General features: G+C 72.5%; 24 protein-coding genes. 6 read left to right on the forward strand and 18 right to left on the reverse strand.

What is annotated here, in order from left to right:
- Positions 1-95 precede the first annotated feature (95 nt).
- Positions 96-554, reverse strand: coding sequence for a MarR family transcriptional regulator (locus tag RI578_RS28280; protein ID WP_310873710.1), 459 nt, complete (start codon positions 552-554; stop codon positions 96-98).
- A gap of 97 nt (positions 555-651) precedes the next feature.
- Here RI578_RS28280 and RI578_RS28285 point away from each other — a divergent pair, with 97 nt between their 5' ends.
- A complete protein-coding gene (locus tag RI578_RS28285; RefSeq protein ID WP_310873711.1) occupies positions 652-1524 on the forward strand; it encodes an alpha/beta hydrolase in 873 nt (290 codons plus the stop codon).
- A 3-nt stretch (positions 1525-1527) separates the two neighbouring features.
- Here the strand turns inward: RI578_RS28285 and RI578_RS28290 are convergent, their stop codons facing one another.
- The 3 genes from RI578_RS28290 to RI578_RS28300 form a co-directional block, all read right to left on the reverse strand.
- A complete protein-coding gene (locus tag RI578_RS28290) occupies positions 1528-2226 on the reverse strand; it encodes a hypothetical protein (protein ID WP_310873712.1) in 699 nt (232 codons plus the stop codon).
- A gap of 98 nt (positions 2227-2324) precedes the next feature.
- Positions 2325-3221, reverse strand: a complete 897-nt coding sequence (locus RI578_RS28295) for a hypothetical protein (RefSeq protein ID WP_310873713.1) — start codon at positions 3219-3221, stop codon at positions 2325-2327.
- 58 nt (positions 3222-3279) lie between these two features.
- Entirely contained in the window at positions 3280-3639 is a 360-nt protein-coding gene (locus RI578_RS28300) for an arsenate reductase family protein (RefSeq protein WP_310873714.1), read from the reverse strand.
- A gap of 173 nt (positions 3640-3812) precedes the next feature.
- On the opposite strand from RI578_RS28300, the gene RI578_RS28305 reads away from it, so the two are divergent.
- A complete protein-coding gene (locus RI578_RS28305; RefSeq protein WP_310873715.1) occupies positions 3813-4127 on the forward strand; it encodes a hypothetical protein in 315 nt (104 codons plus the stop codon).
- A gap of 141 nt (positions 4128-4268) precedes the next feature.
- Here the strand turns inward: RI578_RS28305 and RI578_RS28310 are convergent, their stop codons facing one another.
- Positions 4269-4532, reverse strand: a complete 264-nt coding sequence (locus RI578_RS28310) for a hypothetical protein (RefSeq protein WP_310873716.1) — start codon at positions 4530-4532, stop codon at positions 4269-4271.
- A gap of 221 nt (positions 4533-4753) precedes the next feature.
- On the reverse strand, positions 4754-6163 hold the full coding sequence (gene glnA / locus RI578_RS28315) for a type I glutamate--ammonia ligase (RefSeq protein ID WP_121746636.1): 1410 nt from the start codon (positions 6161-6163) through the stop codon (positions 4754-4756).
- 253 nt (positions 6164-6416) lie between these two features.
- Here glnA and RI578_RS28320 point away from each other — a divergent pair, with 253 nt between their 5' ends.
- Positions 6417-6884: an RDD family protein gene (locus RI578_RS28320; protein WP_310873717.1), complete on the forward strand. Its 468-nt coding sequence runs from the start codon at positions 6417-6419 to the stop codon at positions 6882-6884.
- A 123-nt stretch (positions 6885-7007) separates the two neighbouring features.
- On the opposite strand, the gene RI578_RS28325 is transcribed toward RI578_RS28320, so the two are convergent.
- From RI578_RS28325 to lipB, 4 genes are all read right to left on the reverse strand, one after another.
- Positions 7008-7712: a DUF4191 domain-containing protein gene (locus tag RI578_RS28325; RefSeq protein ID WP_210958828.1), complete on the reverse strand. Its 705-nt coding sequence runs from the start codon at positions 7710-7712 to the stop codon at positions 7008-7010.
- Positions 7713-7793: 81 nt separating this feature from the next.
- Positions 7794-8009 carry a hypothetical protein gene (locus RI578_RS28330; protein ID WP_121746633.1) on the reverse strand — a complete coding sequence of 72 codons (216 nt, stop codon included), beginning with the start codon at positions 8007-8009 and terminating at the stop codon, positions 7794-7796.
- Between the two features lie 232 nt (positions 8010-8241).
- Complete coding sequence (gene lipA / locus RI578_RS28335; RefSeq protein ID WP_210958830.1) at positions 8242-9195, reverse strand: lipoyl synthase; 954 nt, start codon at positions 9193-9195, stop codon at positions 8242-8244.
- A 168-nt stretch (positions 9196-9363) separates the two neighbouring features.
- Positions 9364-10164, reverse strand: coding sequence for a lipoyl(octanoyl) transferase LipB (lipB, locus tag RI578_RS28340; RefSeq protein ID WP_310873718.1), 801 nt, complete (start codon positions 10162-10164; stop codon positions 9364-9366).
- 236 nt (positions 10165-10400) lie between these two features.
- On the opposite strand from lipB, the gene RI578_RS28345 reads away from it, so the two are divergent.
- Positions 10401-11867, forward strand: a complete 1467-nt coding sequence (locus tag RI578_RS28345; protein WP_310873719.1) for a regulator — start codon at positions 10401-10403, stop codon at positions 11865-11867.
- A gap of 16 nt (positions 11868-11883) precedes the next feature.
- Here the strand turns inward: RI578_RS28345 and RI578_RS28350 are convergent, their stop codons facing one another.
- Positions 11884-13287, reverse strand: a complete 1404-nt coding sequence (locus RI578_RS28350) for an NAD(P)/FAD-dependent oxidoreductase (RefSeq protein WP_310873720.1) — start codon at positions 13285-13287, stop codon at positions 11884-11886.
- Between the two features lie 220 nt (positions 13288-13507).
- Positions 13508-14425 carry a TIGR01777 family oxidoreductase gene (locus tag RI578_RS28355; RefSeq protein ID WP_310873721.1) on the reverse strand — a complete coding sequence of 306 codons (918 nt, stop codon included), beginning with the start codon at positions 14423-14425 and terminating at the stop codon, positions 13508-13510.
- Between the two features lie 72 nt (positions 14426-14497).
- On the opposite strand from RI578_RS28355, the gene RI578_RS28360 reads away from it, so the two are divergent.
- Positions 14498-14992 carry a GNAT family N-acetyltransferase gene (locus tag RI578_RS28360; protein WP_310873722.1) on the forward strand — a complete coding sequence of 165 codons (495 nt, stop codon included), beginning with the start codon at positions 14498-14500 and terminating at the stop codon, positions 14990-14992.
- 3 nt (positions 14993-14995) lie between these two features.
- On the opposite strand, the gene RI578_RS28365 is transcribed toward RI578_RS28360, so the two are convergent.
- Entirely contained in the window at positions 14996-16180 is a 1185-nt protein-coding gene (locus RI578_RS28365; protein ID WP_310873723.1) for a MarP family serine protease, read from the reverse strand.
- 244 nt (positions 16181-16424) lie between these two features.
- On the opposite strand from RI578_RS28365, the gene RI578_RS28370 reads away from it, so the two are divergent.
- A complete protein-coding gene (locus RI578_RS28370; RefSeq protein ID WP_399061669.1) occupies positions 16425-17261 on the forward strand; it encodes a peptidoglycan recognition protein in 837 nt (278 codons plus the stop codon).
- Between the two features lie 43 nt (positions 17262-17304).
- Here the strand turns inward: RI578_RS28370 and RI578_RS28375 are convergent, their stop codons facing one another.
- The 5 genes from RI578_RS28375 to sucB all read right to left on the reverse strand — a co-directional run bounded on the left by RI578_RS28375 (position 17305) and on the right by sucB (position 24776).
- Positions 17305-17826 (reverse strand): DUF4240 domain-containing protein, encoded by a 522-nt coding sequence (locus tag RI578_RS28375; RefSeq protein WP_121746626.1) that lies wholly within the window; start codon positions 17824-17826, stop codon positions 17305-17307.
- Positions 17827-17882: 56 nt separating this feature from the next.
- Positions 17883-18923, reverse strand: coding sequence for a WYL domain-containing protein (locus RI578_RS28380; protein WP_310873724.1), 1041 nt, complete (start codon positions 18921-18923; stop codon positions 17883-17885).
- A 71-nt stretch (positions 18924-18994) separates the two neighbouring features.
- Positions 18995-21697, reverse strand: a complete 2703-nt coding sequence (gene aceE, locus RI578_RS28385; protein ID WP_310873725.1) for a pyruvate dehydrogenase (acetyl-transferring), homodimeric type — start codon at positions 21695-21697, stop codon at positions 18995-18997.
- A 430-nt stretch (positions 21698-22127) separates the two neighbouring features.
- Positions 22128-22751 carry a GntR family transcriptional regulator gene (locus RI578_RS28390; RefSeq protein WP_121746623.1) on the reverse strand — a complete coding sequence of 208 codons (624 nt, stop codon included), beginning with the start codon at positions 22749-22751 and terminating at the stop codon, positions 22128-22130.
- Positions 22752-22958: 207 nt separating this feature from the next.
- Positions 22959-24776 (reverse strand): 2-oxoglutarate dehydrogenase, E2 component, dihydrolipoamide succinyltransferase, encoded by a 1818-nt coding sequence (gene sucB, locus RI578_RS28395; protein WP_310873726.1) that lies wholly within the window; start codon positions 24774-24776, stop codon positions 22959-22961.
- Positions 24777-24813: the final 37 nt, after the last annotated feature.

Raw genomic sequence — 24813 nt, forward strand, 5'->3', positions numbered from 1 at the left:
CGGAGCAGCGTGCCAACAGGCGATTTCCCGTCCGTTGCCCGTATGTGAACCCCGTGTTACCTGGTGCCGGTGTGGCGCGTCTCTCAGTGATCCCGTCACGACTCCCGCCCGTCCCCGGCCGCCGCCTCCCGCACGCCGGTCAGGAAGGAGCCGATTGCCGCCAACTCCCGCTCGTCGTAACTCCGCAGCAGCTCCACCACCTGACCGATCAGCGGCCCGAAGTGGGACCGACCGAGGGTGACCGCCCGCTCGTCCACCTCGACGGTGACCCTGCGCCGGTCCCGCTCGTCGCGCACCCGCCGCACATGGCCGGCCCGTTCCAGCCGGTCGACCAGGGCCGTGGTCCCCGCCGAGTTCAGGCCGAGAGCGGCGCCCAGCCGCCCGGCGGTCATCCCCTCACCCGCCCGCGACGCGTCCATGAGCGCGATCAGCGCGCGGACGTCGGTGGGGTGCATGCCGTTGCGCTGCGCGAACCGCGCGCTGTGCGCGCCCAGTTCGACGGCGACCGCGCGCAGCAGATGGACGATCTCCATCTCCGGTCCCTGCTCGGACATGGGGCGTCGCCTCCGGCTATCATCTCGCTCAACAAATATCTCGCTGAGCGAGAGAATACTGGGCGTGAGGGAAGACCGAGAAGCAGGGGGCCCGCTCATGAGCGCTCGCGACACGTACGACGCCGACCGTTTCCATGCCGCGTACGACAAGGTCATGGCCAGGTGGCCGACGCGGCCCGAGCCGGTGACCGTCCCCACGCCCTTCGGCGTGACGCACGTCCACGTGACCGGCCCGGCCGACGGCCCGCCGCTCGTCCTCCTCCCCGGTGGCGGTGCGGCCACCTCGGCCTCCTGGTACGCCCAGGCCGGTGAACTGTCCCGCACCCACCGCCTCCACGCGGTCGACCTGATCGGCGCCCCCGGGCGCAGCACGCCGGCCGGCGACCGCCACCCCCGTACGGTCGCCGACCTCGCCGGCTGGCTGGACGCGCTCCTGGACGGCCTCGGCATCGACGAGACGGACCTCGGCGGGCACTCCTACGGCGCCTGGATCGCCCTGCACCACGCCCTGCACGCACCCGAGCGGGTACGCCGCCTGTTCCTCCTGGACCCGACCCAGTGCTTCGCCGGGTTCAAGGCGGCCTACCTGCTGCGCGCACTGCCGATGCTGCTGCGGCCCACGCCCCGCCGGGTCCGCGCCTTCCTGGAGTGGGAGACCGGTGCGACTCCCCTCGACCCCGACTGGGCGGCCCTCCAGGAGGCCGCCGTCGGCTTCCCCGGCCGCGGGCCGGTGACCGGACCGCGTCCGGCGCCGGACGCGCTGCGCGGACTGGATCTGCCGGTCCTGCTGCTCCTGGCCGGGAACAGCAGGACCCATGACCCGTCCGAGGTGGCGGCCCGGGCGCGGGCGCTGCTGCCGCGCGTGGAGGTGGCCGTCCTGCCGGACGTGTCCCACCACGCGCTGCCGCAGTGTGCCCCGCCCGGACTGGGCCGCCGCCTCGGCGGTTTCCTCGCTCCGTCGGGTGGCTGAGCCTCAGCCCACCTTCTCGATCAGCGCCCGCCGGATCAGGAACTTGCCCTGCTCCCGGACCTGTTCGAACGCCGCGTTGTTGAGCAGTACGCAGCTTCCCGAGACGGAATCGACCTCCACCGTCGTGGACTTGTCGTTGTCGAGGTTGGTCACCTTGAGCTTGGTGCCCACCGGGAACTCGTTGCTGGACGCGGCAGGGGCGCCGCCCTCGCCGGAGACGGTGACGGTGGAGCCGTCGCAGACCTGCTCACCGGCCTGTGCGGCACCTCCGGCCTGGTCCCCGGCCTGCTGGCCGGCGTCCTGGCCCGTCTCCTCCTGCCCGGCGTCCTGACCAGCCTCCTGGCCGTCCTGCGGCGGCTGCGGGGCCTGGGAGTCCTGAGCCGACTCCCCAACCGCGCACCCGGACGCCGCCTGCTTGCGCCCTATCTCCGCGATGACCGCCTCGCGGTTGGCGATCCGGGCCTCCGACTGGGCGTCGGGATCGGCCCGCTGGCCGTCGATGAACCGCTGGTTGTTGCCGAGCGCGGTGGCCAGGCCCTGGCAGACGGAGGAGTCCTGGGCGGCCTTCGTCTGCGCGTTCTGGGTGGTCTGCGAGGCGTTCGAGGCGTTCGCCGCCACGAACGCCCCACCGCCGGCCACCGCCGCCGCGCTGACCAGCAGCGCGATCTTCTTCTTCGTGCCGAGAGTTCTCCTGCGCGACATGCGCGCCTCCTGAAGAGGTAGGGGAGCGTACGCCGCTATGTACGAGATACCGAACGGAGTTACTCAGCGGTCGCGTCGATGCGCACGGGTAACCTGCGTCACACACCGCCCTGTTCGTACGCCACCACGTGGTCGTTCACGTACCGGAGCAGGCCCTCCGTCTGCCGGGTGAGCGCGGCCTCCCCGGCCTCCGACCCGTCGCCCCACTGGCCGTTCGCGAACACCACCGACCGTACGGTCATCAGCCGCCTGAAGACGCCGGCCGACCCGGGCGGCACCGTCGGCAGCCCCGCCTCGGGCGGCGGGTCGAGCGAGACCGTCTGGTACGTCACCGGGTCCATGGAGGCCATCGCGAACACCGTCCCGGCATCCTCCGCGCGCACGAAGCTCGCCACGGTCACGCTCACCTGCGAGCGCCGCTCGGCGTCCGTGAACAGGGCCGCGGTGAGCCGCAGGCAGCCCTCGCCCTGGTCGACCAGGGCGGCGAGCTGCGGCGACATGCCCTGCGCGCACTCGGTGGTGGTGACCAGGTCGACGCGCTTGTACCGGGAGCCGTCGGACAGCCGCACGTTCGTCTCCGGGAAGGCCTGCTCCGGGCGCACCACCGGGCGGGCCAGCAGCGAGGGCAGGGCGGAGGGCGCGCCGGAGGGCGGGGCGGCGGTGACGGAGGGGTCGGCGGCGGCCGTGGCGGTCGCCGTGGCGGGTGGCGCGGCCCGGTCGTCGTCGCCGCTGCCGCCGGTGTACATCAGGGTGCCGGCGGCGATGGCCACGACGAGGACGCCGCCGGTCGCCGCGAGAACCGCGAACCGGGTGCGGCGGCGTCTGCGTATTCGGTGCTGCTCGGCCGTCCAGGAGGCCGCAGCCGTCGCGGGGCCGTGCGGCCCGTATTGAGCGGGCTGCGTGTGCTGCCCGTGCTGAGTGTGCTGCGGGTACGGTCCGTACGATCCGTGCTGCCCGTACGCTCCGTGCTGCGGTCCTTGATCATCGTGGGTCATGGCGGCGCAGGGTAACAGCGCGGACAGCCCTGAGTCCCGGCGCCCGACAAGGCGTTGCCTAACGGGACAGAGCGTCCCGAATCGCCTCATCGGTGCGGCCCACGACGGCCGTTCCGTCGTCCGCCGTGATGATCGGACGCTGGATCAGCTTCGGGTGCTCGGCGAGCGCGGTGACCCAGCGATCGCGTGACGCCTCGTCACGGGGCCAGTCCTTCAGACCCAGTTCCTTGGCCGCGGCCTCCTGGGTGCGGGTGATGTCCCACGGCTCCAGGCCGAGACGGGTGAGCACCTCGCGGATCTCGTCCTCGCTCGGCACGTCCTCCAGGTAGCGGCGGACGGTGTAGTCGGCACCCTCGGCGTCGAGCAGGCTGACCGCGCTGCGGCACTTCGAACAGGCCGGGTTGATCCAGATCTCCATGCCGACACCGTAGCCCGAGGGCGCGAAAACCCGTTCACCCCGTGCGCCACAGTGGCCCCGAAAGCCCTTGTGGCCAGGGCCTTTTGTCAGTGGTGGGCGGTAAAATAGAAGCAGTGTTCGAGGGTGTCGCCGGGAGGTCCGGACGGCGCCCTGACCGCGACAGGAGGATGCTCGTGCCCGCTGCCGCACTGAAGCCGAAGCCGTTGCCCACCCAGTCCACCGCCAAGCGGCCCGTCCTGCTCGACCTGCCCTACGAACCCGTGGAGAAGCGTCCGCTGCCGGCGGGCCGTCCCCGCGAGTGGTACGTCTCGCACAACCGCCGGCTCAAGGCGATGCGGCTCGCCATCGCCCTGCTCGACTCCGGCGTCTACCTGCCGAACCAGGCGCGCAACGAGAGGATACGGAGCGCTGCCGAGACGATCGGCGTCCACCCGCCGTCGGACACGACGTGCCACATGGTGCGGGCGCTGATGCGGTACTCGCGGTGAGCGGGGCGCAGGGTGCCGTTCGTTTCGCGGTGCCCTGCGTCTGGTCGCCGTCCTGGGGGCTGCCGCCCCCAGGCCCCCCGCTTCGGCCTGAACGGCCTCGTCCTCGAGCGCCGGACGGGCTGACAGTGCCCGGTGGGCGACCTAGTAGGACGTCCGGAAGTTGGCGTACCCGATCAGGACGATCAGCGCGGCCACGCAACCCAGCACCACGGCGGTGGACACCCACGACGACCGGCGTCCGGAGCGGCCCACGTGCTCGGGGTCGGCGCGGAAGGGCACCGGTCCGGGCGGGTTCTCCTTCCAGCGCGCGGCGAGCATCCTGGCGCGTGCGGAGGGTTCCTTGTGCTCGGCACCGTCCGCCCACTTGATGTCGAACTCGCGCTCTTCGTCGTCCCGCTCGGACATGTCCGGTCCCTCTCCCCGTCCCCTGACTCGAACAACCGTGTCAGTAAACATGATCCTGGGCCCGTTCCTCCCTGTGAAGCTTTTCGGCCAACGAGCCAATGAGCCTGCGGGCCTGCGGGCCGGCGAGCCGCCGGACAACGACGGCGCCCCCGCCCCTGCTGACGAGCAGGAGACAGGGGCGCCGGACGACCCGGTCCGGCCTGAGCCGGCCCGGGCGTCGATCACACGTCAAAGTACATCTCGAACTCGTGCGGGTGCGGACGCAGCTGCAGCGGCGCGATCTCGTTCGCGCGCTTGAAGTCGATCCACGTCTCGATCAGGTCCGGCGTGAAGACGTCGCCCTGGAGGAGGAACTCGTGGTCGGCCTCCAGGCGGTCCAGGACCGCGCCGAGGGAGGTCGGGACCTGCGCCACGTTCGCGTGCTCCTCGGGAGCCAGCTCGTAGAGGTCCTTGTCGATCGGCTCGGCCGGCTCGATCTTGTTCTTGATGCCGTCCAGGCCCGCGAGCAGCAGGGCCGAGAAGGCCAGGTACGGGTTGCCGGAGGCGTCCGGGGCGCGGAACTCGACGCGCTTGGCCTTCGGGTTCGAGCCCGTGATCGGGATACGCATCGCGGCCGAGCGGTTGCGCTGCGAGTACACCAGGTTCACCGGCGCCTCGAAGCCCGGCACCAGGCGGTGGTAGGAGTTCACCGTCGGGTTGGTGAAGGCCAGCAGCGACGGGGCGTGCTTGAGGATGCCGCCGATGTAGTAGCGGGCGGTGTCGGACAGGCCGGCGTAGCCCTGCTCGTCGTAGAAGAGCGGCTCGCCGCCCGTCCACAGCGACTGGTGGACGTGCATGCCCGAGCCGTTGTCACCGAAGATCGGCTTCGGCATGAAGGTCGCCGTCTTGCCGTTCTTCCACGCCACGTTCTTCACGATGTACTTGAAGAGCTGGAGGTCGTCGGCCGCGGCGAGCAGCGTGTTGAACTTGTAGTTGATCTCCGCCTGGCCAGCGGTGCCCACCTCGTGGTGCTGGCGCTCGACCTGGAGGCCGGACCGCTCCAGCTCCAGGGAGATCTCGGCGCGCAGGTCGGCGAAGTGGTCGACCGGCGGGACCGGGAAGTAGCCGCCCTTGTAGCGGACCTTGTAACCGCGGTTGTCCTCCAGCGCACCGGTGTTCCAGGCGCCGGCCTCGGAGTCGATGTGGTAGAAGGACTCGTTCTCCCTGGTGGCGAAACGCACCGAGTCGAAGACGTAGAACTCCGCCTCCGGGCCGAAGAACGCCGTGTCGGCGATGCCCGTGGAGGCCAGGTACGCCTCGGCCTTCTTCGCCACGTTCCGCGGGTCGCGGGAGTACTGCTCGCCCGTGATCGGGTCGTGGATGAAGAAGTTGATGTTGAGGGTCTTGTCCCGGCGGAACGGGTCGACACGCGCGGTGGACAGGTCGGGGCGCAGGGACATGTCCGACTCGTGGATGGCCTGGAAGCCGCGGATCGAGGATCCGTCGAAGGCCTGCTCGTCATCGGGGTCGAACGCGGCGGCGGGCAACGTGAAGTGCTGCATGACGCCCGGCAGGTCGCAGAACCGGACGTCGACGAACTTGACGTCCTCGTCGGCGATGTACTTCTTGGCCTCGTCGGCGTTCTGGAACATCCAGCTCCTCCTACTCCCGACCGTCCCGCCGGGGTGGTAGATCGTTCGTGCGGCCAGTGCGGGTGGCACACGCTTCCTCGACCCTAGGGACGGGTGATTTCTCGGGCGTGACCCATTTGTTTCGCAGAAGTTAACCGGCTCCGTTCCAGCGTAGGCCTCATCCGGGCCCGCCACACCCCGCCGTACGCCGCTCCGCGGCCTCCGCGCCCACCCTCCGTCCGGCGGTCATATACGGGCGCAGTACCGTGGACGGGTGGACAACAGGCAAGCAATCGGATCGTGGCTTTCCGGGCCGCGCGCGGCCATCGAAGAGGCCGGCGCCGATCTCGGATACCGGGGTGAGCAGCTCGGTCTGCCCGAGGACGGACCGGGCTCGATCGCCCGTCCGGGCAGGCGGATCGGCGCCCTGGCCGTCGACTGGGCCCTGTGCCTCCTGATCGCATACGGCCTGATCACGGACGGCTACGACCAGGCGACCGGCAACTGGGCCCTGCTGATCTTCTTCGTGCTGAGCGTGCTGACCGTCGGCACGGTCGGCTTCACCCCGGGCAAGCGCCTCTTCGGCCTGCGCGTGCTGGACCTGGGCACGGGCCGCCCGAGCCCCCTGCGCGGCCTGCTGCGCTCGGCCCTGCTGTGCGTGGCCCTCCCGGCGCTGATCTGGGACCGCGACGGCCGGGGCCTGCACGACCGGCTGGCGCGCACCGTGGAAGTACGGATCTGACGCGACGCGTACGGATCTGACGCGACGCGTACGGTTTGATGCGACGCGTACGTTACGGCGATGGGGCGCCCGGAGTGATCCGGGCGCCCCATCGCCGTAACGGCGTCTCGAAGTCCTACGGGGTCAACGCTGCCTGGGGTTGCCGCCCCGGGGCATGCGCATGCCCTTCGGCATCGGGCCCTTGGGCAGCGGCATGTTGCTCATCAGGTCGCCCAGGGCGCGCAGCCGGTCGTTGGTCACCGTGACCTGCGGGCCGCTCAGGACGCGGGGGAGCTTGAGCATGGTCGTGCGGAGCTTCTTCAGCTCGACCTGGCCCTCGCCGGTGCCCACGACCAGGTCGTGCACGGGCACGTCGGCGACGATGCGGTTCATCTTCCGCTTCTCGGCGGCGAGCAGGGACTTCACCCGGTTCGGGTTGCCCTCCGCGACCAGCACGATGCCGGCCTTGCCGACCGCGCGGTGCACCACGTCCTGGTTCCGGTTCATCGCCACCGCGGGGGTGGTCGTCCAGCCCCGGCCGATGTTGTCCAGCACGGCCGCCGCGGCGCCGGGCTGTCCCTCCATCTGGCCGAAGGCCGCCCGCTCGGCCCGGCGTCCGAAGACGATCGCCGTCGCGAGGAAGGCGAGCAGCACGCCCAGGATGCCTGCGTAGATGGGGTGACCGATCAAGAAACCGATCGCGAGGAGGACACCGAAAACGACGATGCCGACACCCGCGAGTACAAGACCGATCTTCTTGTCGGCCTTGCGGGTCATCTTGTAGGTCAGAGCGATCTGCTTCAGTCGCCCGGGATTCGCAGCGTCCGCTGCAGGTTCCTTCCTCGCCATGGCACGAAGTCTACGTGCCCCCGAAAGCGCCGACGACGGCAGTGCCCGGCGCGGGGAGACGGGACGGCGGCGGGATCGGGATCAGGGGCGGCCGGCGACGGACTGCCGCAGCACGCGCTCCGTCTCGATCCGGTCCTTGGCGCGACGGCGGTCCTCCAGGACGGAGGTCCAGGCGTTGCGCCGGGCGGTGCGCTGACCACTGCTCATCAGCAGCGACTCGACGGCCCGCAGGGCGGTGGTGAAGGACGGGATGGCGGTGGCGCGAACGGCGGTGGCGCGAACGGGCGCGGCCTGCATCGTGGAGGTCCCCCCTCGGTACGGCTCCGGGCACGGAGACGGGTGTACGTGCTGTGATTTCAGGGTCACTGATTGGTGTTACCAGGGCGTGACCCCCCGGTCAAACGGACATGAAGCCGCGATGCCGGGGGCCGGAACGGCGTCGCGGCCCCGACCGGTGTCCTCATCTGCGAGGACGGTCGGGACCGCGACGTATCGGCCATTACTGGCGAGTAGTGACTTGTGCGTGAATTCACACGGTGGTGGAGTTACGCTGCTCCATCGCCATCCGGTAGAGCCGTCCGGCCCGGTACGACGACCGCACCAGCGGGCCCGACATCACACCGGAGAAGCCGATCTGCTCGGCCTCCTGCTGCAGCTCCACGAACTCCTGCGGCTTGACCCAGCGCTCCACGGGGTGGTGGCGCACCGACGGGCGCAGGTACTGCGTGATGGTGATCAGCTCGCAGCCGGCCTCGTGCAGCTGCTTCAGCGCCTCGCTGATCTCCTCACGGGTCTCACCCATGCCGAGGATCAGGTTGGACTTGGTGACCAGACCGTAGTCGCGGGCCTCGGTGATGACCTTCAGGGAGCGCTCGTAGCGGAAGCCGGGGCGGATGCGCTTGAAGATGCGGGGAACCGTCTCGACGTTGTGCGCGAAGACCTCGGGGCGGGAGGCGAAGACCTCCTGGAGGAGCTCCGGCACCGCGTTGAAGTCGGGGGCCAGCAGCTCGACCTTGGTGCGGCCGTCCGCGCGCTCGGCCGTCTGCTGGTGGATCTGGCGCACCGTCTCGGCGTACAGCCAGGCACCGCCGTCCGGCAGGTCGTCACGGGCGACGCCGGTGATGGTCGCGTAGTTCAGGTCCATGGTGACCACGGACTCGCCGACCCGGCGCGGCTCGTCGCGGTCGAGCGCCTCGGGCTTGCCGGTGTCGATCTGGCAGAAGTCGCAGCGCCGGGTGCACTGGTCGCCGCCGATGAGGAAGGTCGCCTCGCGGTCCTCCCAGCACTCGTAGATGTTGGGGCAGCCGGCTTCCTGGCAGACGGTGTGCAGGCCCTCGCTCTTCACGAGGTTCTGCATCTTGGTGTACTCGGGGCCCATTTTCGCCCGGGTCTTGATCCACTCGGGCTTGCGCTCGATGGGGGTCTGGCTGTTGCGGACCTCCAGGCGCAGCATCTTGCGTCCGTCGGGTGCGACTGCGGACACGACCGGCTCCCTAGCGTTTGATTCTTCGGCGTGCCCCAGGGTACGCCCGTTGATTTGTTGGTCGGCGTTGGTGCTGGCCTCGCTGGGGGCTGCCGCCCCCAGGCCCCCGTTGTCGGCCTGAACGGCCTCGTCCTCAAACGCCGGACGGGCTGGAAATATGCCCGGAGTTCACGCTGCCGGGGTCTTCTCGATCACCCGCGGCTTCAGTTCCGCGTTCTCCAGGACGTCGCGCAGGTGGCGCTCGGCCACCGGCAGGACCTCCTCGATGGTCACGTCGCGGCCCAGCTCGTTCGCGAGCGAGGCGACGCCCGCGTCGCGGATGCCGCAGGGGATGATCCGGTCGAACCACTTGTTGTCGGGGTTCACGTTCAGGGCGAAGCCGTGCATGGTGACGCCCTTGGCGACCCGGATGCCGATCGCGGCGATCTTGCGGTCCTCGCGGCGCTGGCCGGCGTTGGACGGGGCGTACTCGGGCCCGTTCATCCGCGGGTCGAACTCCTCGTCGGTCAGCCGGGGGTCGAAGTCCAGGGACAGCCCGCCGAGCGCCGGGCGCCGATCGAGCGGGTCGCCCAGCACCCACACCCCGCTGCGGCCCTCGACCCGGGTGGTCTCCAGGCCGAACTCCGCGCAGGTGCGGATCAGGGCCTCCTCCAGCCGCCGCACGTGCGCCACCACGTCCACCGGGCGCGGGAGCTTCTGGATCGGGTAGCCCACCAGCTGGCCCGGACCGTGCCAGGTGATCTTGCCGCCGCGGTCCACGTCGACGACCGGCGTGCCGTCCAGCGGGCGCTCGCTGTCCTCGGTGCGCCGGCCGGCGGTGTAGACCGGCGGGTGTTCGAGGAGCAGCACCGTGTCGGGGACCTCGTCGGCGAACCGCGCGGCGTGCACCCGGCGCTGCTCGTCCCACGCCTCCTGGTACTCGACGCGTTCGGCACCGAACCCCATTCGGACGAACCGCAGCTCACTCACGGCAAGTGCCTCCCTGGAAGGTCGTAAGGCACGAACCGTGCCCACGCCACTGTACGACCGTCCGGCCGTCGTCAGCCGGGCGGGCAATCCTCACACGATCGGATGAATGCCGGTCGAAGTGTGCGATCGGGTGCTCACTCTCCGCTACATTCACGCCGTTCACGAGGCCATAAGGGCTGCTCACAGGCGCTCCGGGCACATCGAACGGCCCGGAAGGCAGGAGACCGCACCGCACCATGACGGAACGACCCGCGCAGCGCACCCCCAACCGCCAGCTCGCCGCGCTCATCGCCGAAGCGGGGTTCTCCAACGCGGGTCTCGCGCGTCGCGTCGACCAGCTCGGACTCGAACACGGCCTGGACCTGAGATACGACAAGACGTCCGTCACCCGGTGGCTGCGCGGCCAGCAGCCCCGCGGCACCACCCCGGCCCTGATCGCCGAGGTCTTCACCCGGCGTCTGGGCCGCCGCCTGACCGCCCAGGACCTCGGCCTGGACGCCTGCGCCCCCGTCTACGCGGGGCTTGAGTTCGCCGCCTCCCCGGACGAGGCCGTCGACATCGTCGGCGGGCTGTGGCGCAAGGACTCCGGCAGCCACGCCGAACTGCGCAAGATCGCCTTCACCCCGGCGGGCCTCGTCGTGCCCAGCCGGGACTGGCTGATCGGCCGCGCCGACGAGAAGGTGGCCCGCGTCGAGGTGCCCGTACGCATCCCCGCGCAGGGCCGCCCGGCGACCACCCCCCGGATCGCCGTCCCGCTCGACCCCTCCCGCCGGCGGGCCCCGGCCGAGCGCGGGCCCGGCCAGAAGGTCACCGGCGGCGACCTCGCCGCGCTGCGCTCGGTCGGCGAGCTGTTCCGCAGCCTGGACGACCGGTACGGCGGCGGACACGCCCGCCAGGCCCTGGTGCGCTACCTGGAGCACGAACTGGAGCCGATGCTGCGCGGCACCTACGGCGAGCAGACCGGCCGCCGGCTGTTCGCCGCCGCCGCCGACCTGACCCGGCTCGCGGGCTGGACCTCGTACGACATCGCCGCGCACGGTCTCGCCCAGCGCTACTTCGTGCAGGCGCTGCGGCTGTCGCAGGCGGCCGGCGACCGGGCGTACGGCTCGTACGTGCTGGTCACCATGAGCCGCCAGGCCGTCTACCTGGGCCACGGGCGGGAGGCCGTGCAGCTCGCGCGGGTGGCACAGCAGGGGGTGGGGACCTCCGCGCCGCCGGTCGTGCAGACGCTCCTGCACGCCGCCGAGGCGCGGGCGCACGGCCTGCTCGGCGAGGTGCGGGCCTGCACCGCCTCGCTGGTCAGGGCCGAGCGCGCGCTGGAGACCGCCCGGCCCGGCGACGAGGTGCCGCACTGGGCGCGCTTCTTCGACGAGGCGCAGCTCGCCGACGAGTTCGGGCACTGCCACCGCGATCTGCAGCAGTTCCGCGCCGCCGCCCAGCACGCGGAACGCTCGCTGCAACTGCGCGCCCCCGTCTACGCCCGTAGCCGGCTGTTCTGCCGGATCGTCCTCGCCACCGCCCGCCTCGGCCTCGGCGAACTCGACCAGGCCTGCCAGCTGGCCGCCGAGGCGGCCGGGCAGGCGGCCGAGATGCGGTCGGTGCGCGCGACGGAGTACGTACGCGACTTCGAACGGCGCCTGGAGCCGTACCGGGACGCCGCGCCGGTACGGGGGTACCGGGACAAGGTGGCGGCACTGGGGTAGCCGGGGCGCGCGTCGGCTAGGCGGCTCGGGCCGTCGGCAGGGGGTCGGCGCTGTGCATCGGCCGGCCCGCCCCCAGGTCCGTCAGGATCGCCGCGGACGCCCGGTGGCCCGAGTGCAGCGCGCCCTGGACGGTGCTGGTGTCGCGGTGGTCGCCGCACACGTACAGGCCGGCCAGCAGCCGTACCGGCCGGCGCAGGTCGTGCGGTGCGCGCATCGCGGGCACCGCCTCGGGCGTGTGGTGCACGGCGAGGGTCTCCCAGCGCGTGGTCGGGATGCCGTAGAGGCGGGACAGGTGGATGCGTACGGCCGTGTCGACGTCGGACGGGGGAGGGCCGAGCACCGTGGAGGAGACGAGGGCGCGTCCGGCCGGCGCGCGGGACGGGTCCACGTGGCTGACCACGGCCGTGTGGGCGACCGGGCCGCCGCGGTCCGCGTCCAGCAGCAGCCAGGCGCCGGTCGTCGGCGGTTCGTCGGTCGTGTGGTGCACGACCGTCACCGGATGGAAGTCCGGGACGCGCAGCCCCGGCAGCAGCTCGGCCGCGGCGCGGGCGTCGGTCGCCACCAGCACGGCCCGGCAGCGGATGACGCCGTGCTCCGCGGTGGCCACGGCGTTGGTGGCGACCGACGTGACCCGGACGCCGGTGTGCACGGTGCCGGGCGGCAGCGCCCGCGTCAGCAGCTCCGGCAGCGCCTCGGCGCCGCCCTCGGGCAGCCCGAGCCGCCCGCCGGCGAAGGCGCGCAGCGCGAGGTCGGCGCACCGGCTGGAAGTCGTGAGGTCCGGGTCGCACAGCAGGGCGGCGAGCAGCGGGCGCAGGAAGCCGTCGATCGTGCGGGCCGGCAGCCCGCGCACCGCGAGCGCCTGGGCGGCGGGCAGCTCCGGGCGGGCCAGCAGCCGTTCGACCGGGGTGCTCGCCAGGCGGGTCAGCGCGGCGCCGAGCCGGGCCTGGTCGACGGCGGTGCCGAGCGGGGCGCCCGCCCGGGGGCGGGGCACGATCGCGGGACTCCCGGACGCTCGGGGCGCGTTGGTTGGGCGCCGGGGCGCGGGAACGGACCGAGGGGCGCTCGCGAGGGCGCGCACCGCATGGAGTGCGCCCCTTGCGCCCCGTGCGCCCGCCGGGGCGCCCGCGCGGTGGTGACGGCCCTCGCTGTGCAGCAGCACCCCGGGGGCGAAGGGCAGCAGCGCGAGGCCGTCGAGCCCGGGGGTGCGGCGCAGTTCGGGATACGCCGTGGACAGCAGTTGTCCGATTCTGTCGAGCCGGAAGCCGTCGACCTTCTCGGTGGCCATCCGGCCGCCCACGCCATGGGCGGCCTCCAGGACCGTGGTCGTCACTCCTGCGCTGGTCAGCCGATGCGCCGCGGCGAGTCCGGCGATCCCGGCCCCCACGACGACGACGTCCGCCTGGTACGCGGGCTCAAGCACGTGCCCCTCCTCGAGGTTGCGCGGCCGCTGGAGACGTCATGCCCCCAACCGGCTTGAGGGATACCCGAGTTCGAGTCGAGGTTAGGGCCGGAAACGGTCAAGGGGAGTCGCGCGGAGACAGAGCACGGTCGCACGGCGGTCGCATACGGGCGCGGCATGGCCTCATGCGGTCGTCACGTGATCGGCACACGGTCGGGAAGCGGCGGGGACCGCCCTCACCTCACAGCGCCGCCCGGATCGCCCCGTCGATCTCCGGGAACGCGAAGCGGAAACCCGAGTCCAGCAGGCGGGCCGGCAGGACCCGGGCGCTGCCCAGGACGTCACCGGCCATTTCGCCGAGCGCCGCGCGCAGGACCGGGGCGGGCACCGCGAAGGGGGCCGGGCGGCGCAGTACGCGCCCCATGGCCGCGGTGATCTCACGGTTCGTCAGCGGGTGCGGGGCGGTCAGGTTGAAGGGGCCGGACAGGTCGTCGCGATCCAGCAGGTGCCGGATCGCCGCCACTTCGTCGTGCAGTGCCACGAAGGACCAGTACTGGGACCCGTCGCCCAGCCGCCCGCCGAGCCCCGCCCGGAAGAGCGGGAAGAGCCGCCCCCAGGCCCCGCCCCCGCGGGCGACGACCAGCCCGGTCCGCACGAACACCGTCCGTACGCCCGCCTCCCGGGCCGGGGCCGCCGCGGCCTCCCACTCCACGCACAGGGACGGCAGGAAACCCTCGCCCGCGGGCGCGCTCTCGTCGACGGCACGGTCGCCGGTCTCCCCGTAGAAGCCGATCGCGCTGCCGTTCACGAAGACCCGCGGAGGCCGCTCCAGCGAGGCGACGGCCTCCGCGAGCGCCGTCGTGCCGTGCACCCGGCTGCTGCGGATGCGCGTCTTGTACGCGTCGGTCCAGCGGCGGTCGCCCACCCCGGCCCCGGCCAGATTGACCAAGGCGTCGCACCCGTCGAGCCCGGCCGCGTCCACGCGTCCGTCCTCGGGATCCCACCGGACCTCGTCCGCGTTCCGGGGCACGTGGCGCACCAGGCGCACCACGTCGTGCCCGTCCGCGGTCAGGGACCGCACCAGTGCGCTGCCGATGAGGCCGGACGCACCGGCCACCGCGACGCGGGAACGTCCCCTGTCCTTGCGTCCATCGTCCATGCGCCCATCCTGCCGCGTGACCCGGGAAAAACCCCGGACCGCTCTCCGGTCCGGCGTCGTACAGTGACCGTCATGCCAGCTCCGCACATACGCCGGGCCAGGTCCGAGGACGAGCAGCCGCTGCGCCTGCTCGACCTCGAAACCTGGTCCTACCAGCACGCCGTCTCGCCTCCGCCGGAACCGGACCAGGCCTTCTTCAGCGAGCGCTCGGGCCCCGCCGACCACCTGGTCGCCGAACTCGGCGGCGCCGTCGTCGGCTACGTCCGACTCGGCTTCCCCACGCCCCTGGCCGCCAACTCCCACGTGCGCCAGATCCGCGGCCTCGCCGTCTCCGACGCGGCCCGCGGCAACGGCGCCGGCCGCGCGCTCGTCCGGGCCGCCGTGGCGGAGGCCCGCCGCCTGGGCGCCCGGCGCATCACCCTGCGGGTCCTCGGCCACAACACTGCGGCCCGCAAGCTCTACGAGTCCGAGGGCTTCGTCGTGGAGGGCGTGCAGCCGGAGGAGTTCCACCTCGACGGCGAGTACGTCGACGACGTGCTGATGGGGCGGTCGCTGACCGGCCCCTGACGCTCACGACGTGACCGGCTCGCCCGTGTCCACCGCCTCCGTCGCCTCCGCCGCGCGCCGCGCCTCGTCGGCCACCTCGTCCGCCGTCAGCACGTAACCGGTCCGGGCGTCGGAGGTGGAGCGGGCGAAGACCACGCCGTACACCCGGCCGTCGGTGGTCAGCAGCGGTCCGCCCGAGTTGCCGGGGCGGACCGTGGAGCGGATCGAGTAGATCTCCCGGGTGACGTTCGCGTCGCTGTAGATGTTCTGCCCGGTCGCCCGTATCCGGTTCGCCACCGTCGCCGCCCGCAGGTCCAGGTCGCCGTCCTGCGGGTAGCCCGCGACCACCGCGGGGTCGCCGCGCCCCGCGTCGTCGTCGAACCGCAGGACGGGCGCGGACAGGTCCGGGACGTACAGCACGGCCACGTCCTCGCTCGGGTCGAACAGCACCACCCGCGCCTCGTACGCGGGTCCGACCCCGCCGACCCGCACCGTCGGGTCGTCGATGCCGGCCACCACGTGGGCGTTGGTCATCACGTGCTCCGGCGCGTAGACGAAGCCGCTGCCCTCCCGGCCCTGGGTGCCGGCGACGCCCTCGACCTTCACCGTGCTGAGCTTGGCCGCGTTGGTGGCCGCCGCCGTGACGCTGTCCCCGGAGGGCTCGGCGACCTCGGCGGTCGACTCGTTCTCGAAGGGGTTGAATACCTGCGGGAAACCCGCCTCGGTCAGCGCGGACGTCGCCCCGGAGAACCACGCCGGCGTGGTGTCCGGCATCGCCCGCTGCACCGCGCCCAGCAGCGTCGAGTCCCGGATCGCCGAGGTGAGCAGCGAGGAGGAGGACGCCGCCAGGACGCTCGCCGCCACCCACGCCACGACCAGCGCGGCCGCCGCGTTGGCCACCGCCCCGCCGACCCCGTCGGCCACCCTGAGCGGCCCCGCGTCCAGCTCCCGGCGCAGCCGCAGCGCGAGCCGCCCCGCCAGTTCGTGGCAGACCACCGCCGGCAGCAGCACCGTGACCACGGCGGTCACCGTCGCCGCCGTCGAACCCGGCGCCACCAGATCCATCACCCACGGCAGGATCCACACGCCGAGCGCCGCACCGCCCACGAAACCGGCCAGCGAGACACAACCGGCCACCAGACCGCGCCGGTAGCCGGCCGCGGCGTAGGCGAGCACCACCAGCGCCAGCAGGATGTCGAGCAGGTCCACGCGAGCCGCCTTTCCGTCCGGACCCTCTGCGGACCCCGGGACCCTGAGTACGTGCCGGACGGGCCCGGTGATCAGCCTGGGACGCGCGGCTGTCGGAGAAACCGCCACCCGTGCGCGCCGACGGGTGTGCGAGTGACCGCGAGTGTGTGCGATCAACCGGAAAACGTCGTGGACCAGGACGATGGTTCCATCGGGTGGCACAGCACACATCGCGGATGGAGCGGATCCGCCGGACAGTGGGACCATGCGTGTCTTCCGAGGACCGCGCGAGGCCCGGGAACGGCGTGCGCTTCCCGTACCGCGCGCGGCCCGCGTACCGGGTGCCGCCGCCCGCATGCCGGGCGCGGCACGGGCGCTGCTCGGCTGCCTGCCCGGTCTGGCCGCCGTCGCCGCGCTGGCGCTGTGCGCGAGCGGTGTGGAACGGGCCGCCGCGACGCACGCCCGGCCGGCCGCCGCCGACCGGCACGCCGCGCCCCGGCCGCCCGTCGTGCCCCGGTCGGTCTGGCTGGGCGACGCCGCCCGCGCGCAGCCGCCCCCGCGCTACGACGACAAGGTCCTCGCCGTCTTCGTCCACCACACGGACACGCCGAACGGCTACGACTGCGCCGACGTGCCGGCCATCCTCCGGGGTGTCTACACGGGCCAGACCGGCGCCCGGGACTGGGACGACATCGGCTACAACTTCGTCGTCGACCGCTGCGGCATCATCTACGAGGGCCGCGCGGGCGGCATCGACCGGCCCGTCACCGGCGCCCACACCCAGGGCTTCAACCACCGCACCACCGGCATCGCCGCCCTCGGCACCTTCACCGCGGGCGTGCCCGTGCCCGACGCGCTGACCGACGCGATCGCCGCGCTGGCCGCCTGGAAACTCGGCCGCACCGACACCGACCCGCGCGGGAAGGCCAGCCTGGTCTCCAGCAACGGCCTCAGCCGGTACGCCGTCGGCGCCACCGCCACCCTGCCCGCCGTCGCGGGCCACGACGACGGCTACCAGACCAACTGCCCGGGCGCGGCCCTCACCGCCCGCCTTCCGGACATCAGGGACCGGGCGGCGCGACTCCAGGACCGGGCAGGCTGACACCCGCGCCGAGCCGGTAGCACCGCCGACCGGAGGCGGTGCGTCAGTCCTGCCCGAACCGCTCCCACAGGCGCGGGAACCGCTCGGCGACGGCCCGGTCGTTCTCCAGGTCGATCGCGGTGCCCAGCGGCTCCGCGGGCGCGGGCGCGATGCCGAGATCGGGGGCGACGGTGCCGGTGAGCTGCTCGTAGGCCTCGTCGGCCGCATAGCCGAGTTCCTCGCCGTCGCCGTCCAGCTCCTCGTCGAAGTCGTCCAGCAACTCGGCGAGCGAGTCGGGCTCGTGCACCGCGCCCTCGTACACCTCGCGGCCCTGGCCGATCAGCCAGCACCGGAAGTAGTCGAAGGCGTCGTCGCTGGCACCGCCGAGCAGCACCCACGCGGCGCCCCACAGGTCCCAGGTGCAGGCGCGGTTGTAGCGGGCCTCGAAATGGCGGGCGAAGTCGAGCACCAGGTCCGGGTCCATCCCGAGGAGCCGCTCCACGAGCAGGTCGGCCTGGTCCTCGGGATCGCCGTCGGCACCCTGCCGGGTGGCGTCGATCAGCTCCCAGAACTCCGTCTCGTCCATCACGGGTCCAGCATCGGTCCTGGAGGGGTGGTACGCACGTGGAGTGGAGCGGATCGTTATGTGCCGGCCCGGTGCGCGTCGCCGTACATCTCGTCCATCTCGTCCCCGGACGCCCCGTCGCCGTACAACCCGGCCAGTCGCCGCGCTTCCCGGGCGAACCGCTCCCGCAGCGCCTCGGGCGCCAGCACCTCCACCTCCGGCCCCAGCCCCCTCAGCTGGGTGTGCGCGACCTCCTCGGACTCCACCGGCAGCGTCACCGTCACCCATCCGTCCGCGTCCGGCGCGTCCACGGCCTCCAGCGCCTCCCGGGCGGACCGCGCGTCGAGGACGTACGGCAGCCCGCGCACGCCCTTCGCCGACAGCCGCACCACGACCTCCGCCCGCAGGATCGACCGCGCGAACTGCTCCGCCCGCTCCGCCCAGAACGTGGGCAGGTCGAAGTCGTCGTCCCGCGCGAAGCGCTCCTCGCCCGCGTCCACCGCCGTGAACCGGTCGATGCGGTAGACGCGGAAGGCCCCGCCGCCCGCCGCCCGCGCGACCCTCGCGCACAGATACCAGACGCCCGCCTTCAGCACGAGCCCGTAAGGCTCCAGCTCCCGGACGACCTCGTCCTCCCCGCGCCGGTAGCGTGCGGTGACGGTCCGGTCGTCCCAGACCGCGTCCGCGACCGCCGGCAGCAGCTCGGGCGTCCGGGGCTCCCGGAACCAGTTCGGCGCGTCCAGGTGGAACCGCTGCGCCGCCGTGCGGGAGGCGTCCCGGAGGGAGGGGAGCAGGGCGGCCGACACCTTCAGGCGGGCCGCCGACGCCGCGTCCTCCAGGCCCATCTCGCGCAGCGCCCCCGGCACCCCGGACAGGAACAGCGCCTCGGCCTCGCCCCGCGCCAGTCCGGTCAGCCGGGTGCGGTACCCGCCGATCAGCCGGTAGCCCCCGGCCCGGCCCCGCTCCGCGTACACCGGTACGCCCGCCTCCGACAGCGCCTGCGCGTCCCGCGTCACGGTCCGCTCCGACACCTCCAGTTCCTCGGCCAGCTCGGCGGCGGTCATGGCCGGGCGGGACTGGAGGAGCAGCACCATCTTGATGAGGCGGGCAGCGCGCATGCCCACATCATGCAGGAGAACGCGGGAGGCCCCCGCCGGGGCGGGGGCCTCCTGTCGGCTCGTGCCGGCCCTTACAGGCCGTAGCGCTCGCGCGCCTCCTTCACGGCCGTCGCCTTGACCTCGCCGCGCTTGGCGAGCTGGGCCAGGGCCGCGACCACGATGGACTCGGCGTCGACGCCGAAGTGGCGGCGGGCGGCCTCACGGGTGTCCGACAGACCGAAGCCGTCGGCGCCGAGCGACGAGTAGTCCTGCTCGACCCACTGCGCGATCTGGTCCGGGACCTGGCGCATGTAGTCGGAGACCGCGAGGACCGGGCCCTCGGCGCCCTGGAGCGCCTGGCGGACGTACGGCGTCCGCTCCTCGCCGCGCAGCAGCGCCGCGTCGGCGTCCATGGCGTCCCGGCGCAGCTCCGTCCAGGAGGTCGCGGACCACACGTCGGCGGACACGCCCCACTCCTCGGCGAGCAGCTTCTGCGCCCTCAGCGCCCAGTGGATCGCCGTGCCGGAGCCGAGGAGCTGGATGCGCGGGGCGTTGGCGGCCGGGGCCAGGCCCGCCGACTCCGCCGTGTTGAAGCGGTACAGGCCCTTGACGATGCCCTCGTCCACACCGGCGGCGGACGGCTTGGCCGGCTGCGGCATCGGCTCGTTGTAGACGGTCAGGTAGTAGAAGACGTTCGGGTCCTCGCCCGGGGCCGCCTCGCCGTACATCCGGCGCAGACCGTCCTTGACGATCGCCGCGACCTCGTAGGCGAACGCCGGGTCGTACGTCAGCGACGCCGGGTTGGTCGCCGCGATGGCGGGGGAGTGGCCGTCCGCGTGCTGGAGGCCCTCACCGGTCAGCGTGGTCCGGCCGGCCGTCGCGCCGACCAGGAAGCCGCGGCCAAGCTGGTCGCCGAGCTGCCACATCTGGTCGGCCGTGCGCTGCCAGCCGAACATCGAGTAGAAGATGTAGAACGGGATCATCGTCTCGCCGTGCGTCGCGTACGACGTCGAGGCGGCGATGAAGTCGGCCATCGAGCCGGCCTCGGTGATCCCCTCGTTGAGGATCTGGCCGTTCTTGGCCTCCTTGTAGTACATCAGCTGGTCGCGGTCGACCGGCTCGTACGTCTGGCCCTTGGGCGAGTAGATGCCCAGGGACGGGAAGAGGCTCTCCATGCCGAAGGTGCGCGCCTCGTCGGGGACGATCGGCACCCAGCGCTTGCCCGTCTCCTTGTCCCGGACCAGGTCCTTGACCAGGCGGACGAAGGCCATGGTGGTGGCCACGTTCTGCGAACCGGAGCCCTTGTCGAAGGACGCGAAGGCCTTCTCGGCGGGCGCGGGCAGCGGCGCGACCGGGTGCACGCGGCGGGCCGGGGCCGGACCGCCGAGGGCGGCGCGACGCTCCTGGAGGTAGCGGACCTCGGGGGAGTCGGCGCCCGGGTGGCCGTAGGGGACCACGCCGTCGACGAAGTCGCTGTCCTTGATCGGCAGGCCGAGCAGGTCGCGCATGTCCTTGAACTCGTCCACCGAGAGCTTCTTCATCTGGTGGTTGGCGTTCTTGGAGGCGAAGCCGGTGCCGAGGGTGTGGCCCTTGACCGTCTGGGCCAGGATCACGGTCGGCGCGCCCTTGTGGGCGAGCGCGGCGCGGTAGGCGGCGTAGACCTTGCGGGACTCGTGGCCGCCGCGCGAGTAGTGGAAGCACTCGAGGATCTTGTCGTCGGACAGCAGCTTCGCCATCTCGGCGAGCTGCGGGTCCTTGCCGAAGAAGTCCTCGCGGATGTAGGCGGCGTCGCGCGTCTGGTACGTCTGCACCTGCGCGTCGGGTACCTCGCGCAGGCGGCGTACGAGCGCGCCGGTGGTGTCGAGCTGGAACAGCTCGTCCCACGCCGTGCCCCACAGCGACTTCACGACGTTCCAGCCGGCGCCGCGGAACTGGGCCTCCAGCTCCTGCACGATCTTGAAGTTGGCGCGGACCGGACCGTCGAGACGCTGCAGGTTGCAGTTGATGACGAAGGTCAGGTTGTCCAGGCCCTCGCGGGCGGCGAGGGTGAGCGCGGTGGTGGACTCCGGCTCGTCCATCTCGCCGTCGCCGAGGAACGCCCACACGTGGGAGTTGGTCAGGTCCTTGATGCCGCGGCTGGTCAGGTAGCGGTTGAACCGAGCCTGGTAGATCGCGGAGATCGGGCCCAGGCCCATCGACACCGTGGGGAACTCCCACAGCCAGGGCAGCCGCCGCGGGTGCGGGTACGACGGCAGACCGTTCCCGCCGGCCTCGCGGCGGAAGTTGTCCAGCTGCTCCTCGTTGAGGCGGCCGTCAAGGAAGGCGCGGGCGTAGATGCCGGGGGAGGCGTGGCCCTGGATGTAGAGCTGGTCGCCGGAGCCGTCACCCTCCTTGCCCTTGAAGAAGTGGTTGAAGCCGGTCTCGTAGAGCCAGGCCGCGGAGGCGAAGGTGGCGATGTGGCCGCCGACGCCGTGCTTGCTGCCGCGGGTGACCATCGCCGCCGCGTTCCAGCGGTTCCAGGCGGTGATCCGCTGCTCCAACGCCTCGTCGCCGTCCACGGCGGGCTCGTCGGCGGTCGGGATGGAGTTGACGTAGTCCGTCTCGAGGAGCTTCGGCAGCGCGATGCCGGCGCCCTCGGCGCGCTCCAGTGTGCGGCGCATCAGGTACGCGGCACGGTGCGGCCCGGCCGCCTTGGTGACGGCGTCCAGGGAGGCCTGCCATTCGGCGGTCTCCTCCGGGTCGCGGTCCGGGAGCTGGTCGAGCTCGCTCGGCTGGATGGCTTTGGGGTCGGTCATGTCGCCGCCTTCCTCAGTCGAAGGGGGTTCCCTCATCGTCAAGGGTTCGGGGGTGCCCTAGGTCTTTGGCAGGACAGGGCGCTGGGCTTGGGTGGAAGCCCGTCCGTGACTGTAACTCCCTGATCGATGATCGATCAAAGGGTTGAGGGGCAAAACCTCTCGATTACGAGAAAGTCGGCACGGGGTGCCTTCGGCGATGGCACGGAGTGACCTGTGCTGGTGGGTGTTTGTGCAGGTGAGCGCCGTAGAGCTCGGGTGGTTCGGGGGTGTGGCGGGTGCGGCTGCGTCGTGGCTGATCGCGCCCACGCGGCGGAGCCGCATATCGATACAGCCCCGCGCCCCTTTTAGGGGCGCGGGGAACTGCGCGAATCGGGGGTCTGGGGGCGGAGCCCCCAGGGACGGGAAGGGTAGGGGCGGCGGGGGCGAAAACCTAGGCGCGGGGGGCGCAGCCCAGGACGTGGGCCTTGACCAGGTCCGCGATACGAGGATCCCGGCGACGGAACGCCGCGACCAGCTCCTCGTGCTCCTCCGCGTACGACTGCTGCACCGTCCCCAGCCACCGTATCGACAGCGCCGTGAACACCTCGATGCCCAGCCCCTCCCACGTGTGCAGCAGCACCGAGTTGCCCGCGGCCCGCACCAGCTCCCGGTGGAAGCCGACCGTGTGCCGCACCTGGGCCGTCCCGTCGGACACCCGGTCGGCCGCGTACAGCGCGGCGACGTGCGGTTCGAGGGCCGAGCAGTCCTCGGCGAGCCGGTCCGCCGCCAGCTCCGCGGCGATCGCCTCCAGGCCGGCCCGGACCGGGTAGCTCTCCTCGAGGTCGGCGGCGGTCAGATTGCGCACCCGCACGCCCTTGTTCGGCGCCGACTCGATCAGCCGCAGCGACTCCAGCTCGCGCAGCGCCTCCCGCACCGGCGTCTGGCTGACCTCCAGCTCGGTGGCGATCCGGCGCTCCACGATCCGCTCGCCCGGCTGCCAGCGTCCGCTGATGATCCCTTCCAGGATGTGCTCGCGGATCTGTTCGCGCAGCGAGTGGACGACGGGCGCGGTCATGAGAGCTCCTTCGGGAGGGGCCCCTTCGGCCCCCTGGGGCGTTTGACGCTTAGACAATACGGCCGACGCGGCGGGCGGGAAGGGCGCACGGGGGCGCTTTTACGCAGGTGAGACGAGACTTACACAGCGCGCCGCCGCCGGAACGCGACGGTGCCCCCGCCCGGAGAGCTCCGGGCGGGGGCACCGTACAGGCCCACTGGCGGCGGGTTACAGGCCGAGCTCGACCTCGAACTCGCCCGCCTCCAGGATCGCCTTGACCGCCGTCAGGTAGCGGGCGGCGTCGGCGCCGTCCACCAGACGGTGGTCGTAGGACAGGGTCAGGTACGTCATGTCGCGGACGCCGATGGCCGTGCCCTCCTCCGTCTCGATGACGGCGGGGCGCTTGACCGTGGCGCCGATGCCGAGGATGGCGACCTGGCCCGGCGGCACGATGATCGTGTCGAACAGCGCGCCGCGCGAACCGGTGTTGCTGATGGTGAAGGTCGCACCCGCCAGCTCGTCCGGGCTGATCTTGCTGGCCCGCACCTTGCCCGCCAGGTCGGCGGTCGCCTTGGCGATGCCGGCCAGGTTGAGGTCACCGGCGTTCTTGATGACCGGGGTCATCAGGCCCTTCTCGGAGTCCACCGCGATACCGACGTTCTCGGTGTCGAAGTAGGTGATGGTCCCCTCGGCCTCGTTGATCTTGGCGTTGATCGGCGCGTGCGCCTTCAGCGCCTGGGCCGCGGCCTTGACGAAGAACGGCATCGGCGAGAGCTTGACGCCCTCACGGGCCGCGAACGCGTCCTTGGCACGGGCGCGCAGCTTCATCAGGCGGGTGACGTCGACCTCGACGACCGACGACAGCTGGGCCTGCTCGTGCAGCGCCTTGACCATGTTGTCGCCGATGACCTTGCGGATGCGCGGCATCTTGACGGTCTGGCCACGCAGCGGGGAGGCCTCCAGGGTGGGGGCCTTCTTCGCGGCGGGCGCGGCGGCGGCCGGAGCCGGAGCGGCGGCCTTGGCCGCCTCGGCGGCGGCGACGACGTCCTGCTTGCGGATGCGGCCGCCGACGCCGGTGCCCTTGACGGTGGACAGGTCGACGCCGTTCTCGGCGGCGAGCTTGCGCACCAGCGGGGTGACGTAGGCGCCGTCGTCCACCGGCTGGGCGGCGGCCGGGGCGGCCGGAGCGGCAGCCTTGGCCGGCGCGGGCGCCGGGGCGGACGGGGCCGGGTCGGGCGCCGGGGTGGTCTGCTGCTGCGGAGCCGGGGCCGAGGGGGCCTGCGGCGCCGGAGCGGCGGGGGCCTGCTGGGCCGGGGCGGCCTGCTGCGGAGCCGGGGCCTGGGCGGGCTCGGGCTGCGCGGGGGCGGCCGGGGCCTGCTGGGCCGGGGCGGCCGCCGGAGCGGCACCCGCCTCGCCGATGACGGCGAGCTTGGCGCCGACCTCGGCGGTCTCGTCCTCGCCGACCACGATCTCCAGCAGGGTGCCGGAGGCGGGCGCCGGGATCTCGGTGTCGACCTTGTCGGTGGACACCTCCAGCAGCGGCTCGTCGGCCTCGACCGAGTCGCCGACCGACTTCAGCCAGCGGGTGACGGTGCCCTCGGTGACGGACTCGCCGAGCGCGGGCAGGACCACGTCCGTGCCCTCGGCGGAACCGCCGCCGGCTGCGGCGTCGGCGCTGGGAGCGGGCGCCGGGGCGGCCTGCTCGGTGGAGGGGGCGGCCGGGGCGGGCTCGGGGGCCGGCTCGGCGACCTGCTCGGCCTGCGGGGCCTGCTCGGCGGCCGGGGCCTCCTCGGCCGCCGGGGCGCCGGAACCGTCGTCGATCAGCGCCAGCTCGGCGCCGACCTCGACGGTCTCGTCCTCGGCGACCTTGATGGAGGACAGCACGCCGGAGGCGGGTGCCGGGATCTCGGTGTCGACCTTGTCGGTCGAGACCTCGAGCAACGGCTCGTCGGCCTCGACGCGCTCACCCTCGGCCTTCAGCCAACGGGTGACGGTGCCCTCGGTGACGCTCTCGCCGAGCGCCGGAAGGGTTACGGAAACCGCCATGGTTTCGGTTGCTCCTTACGAATTGCGGAAGTCTGTG

This window comes from Streptomyces sp. BB1-1-1 (assembly GCF_031597775.1).
GTDB lineage: Bacteria > Actinomycetota > Actinomycetes > Streptomycetales > Streptomycetaceae > Streptomyces > Streptomyces thinghirensis.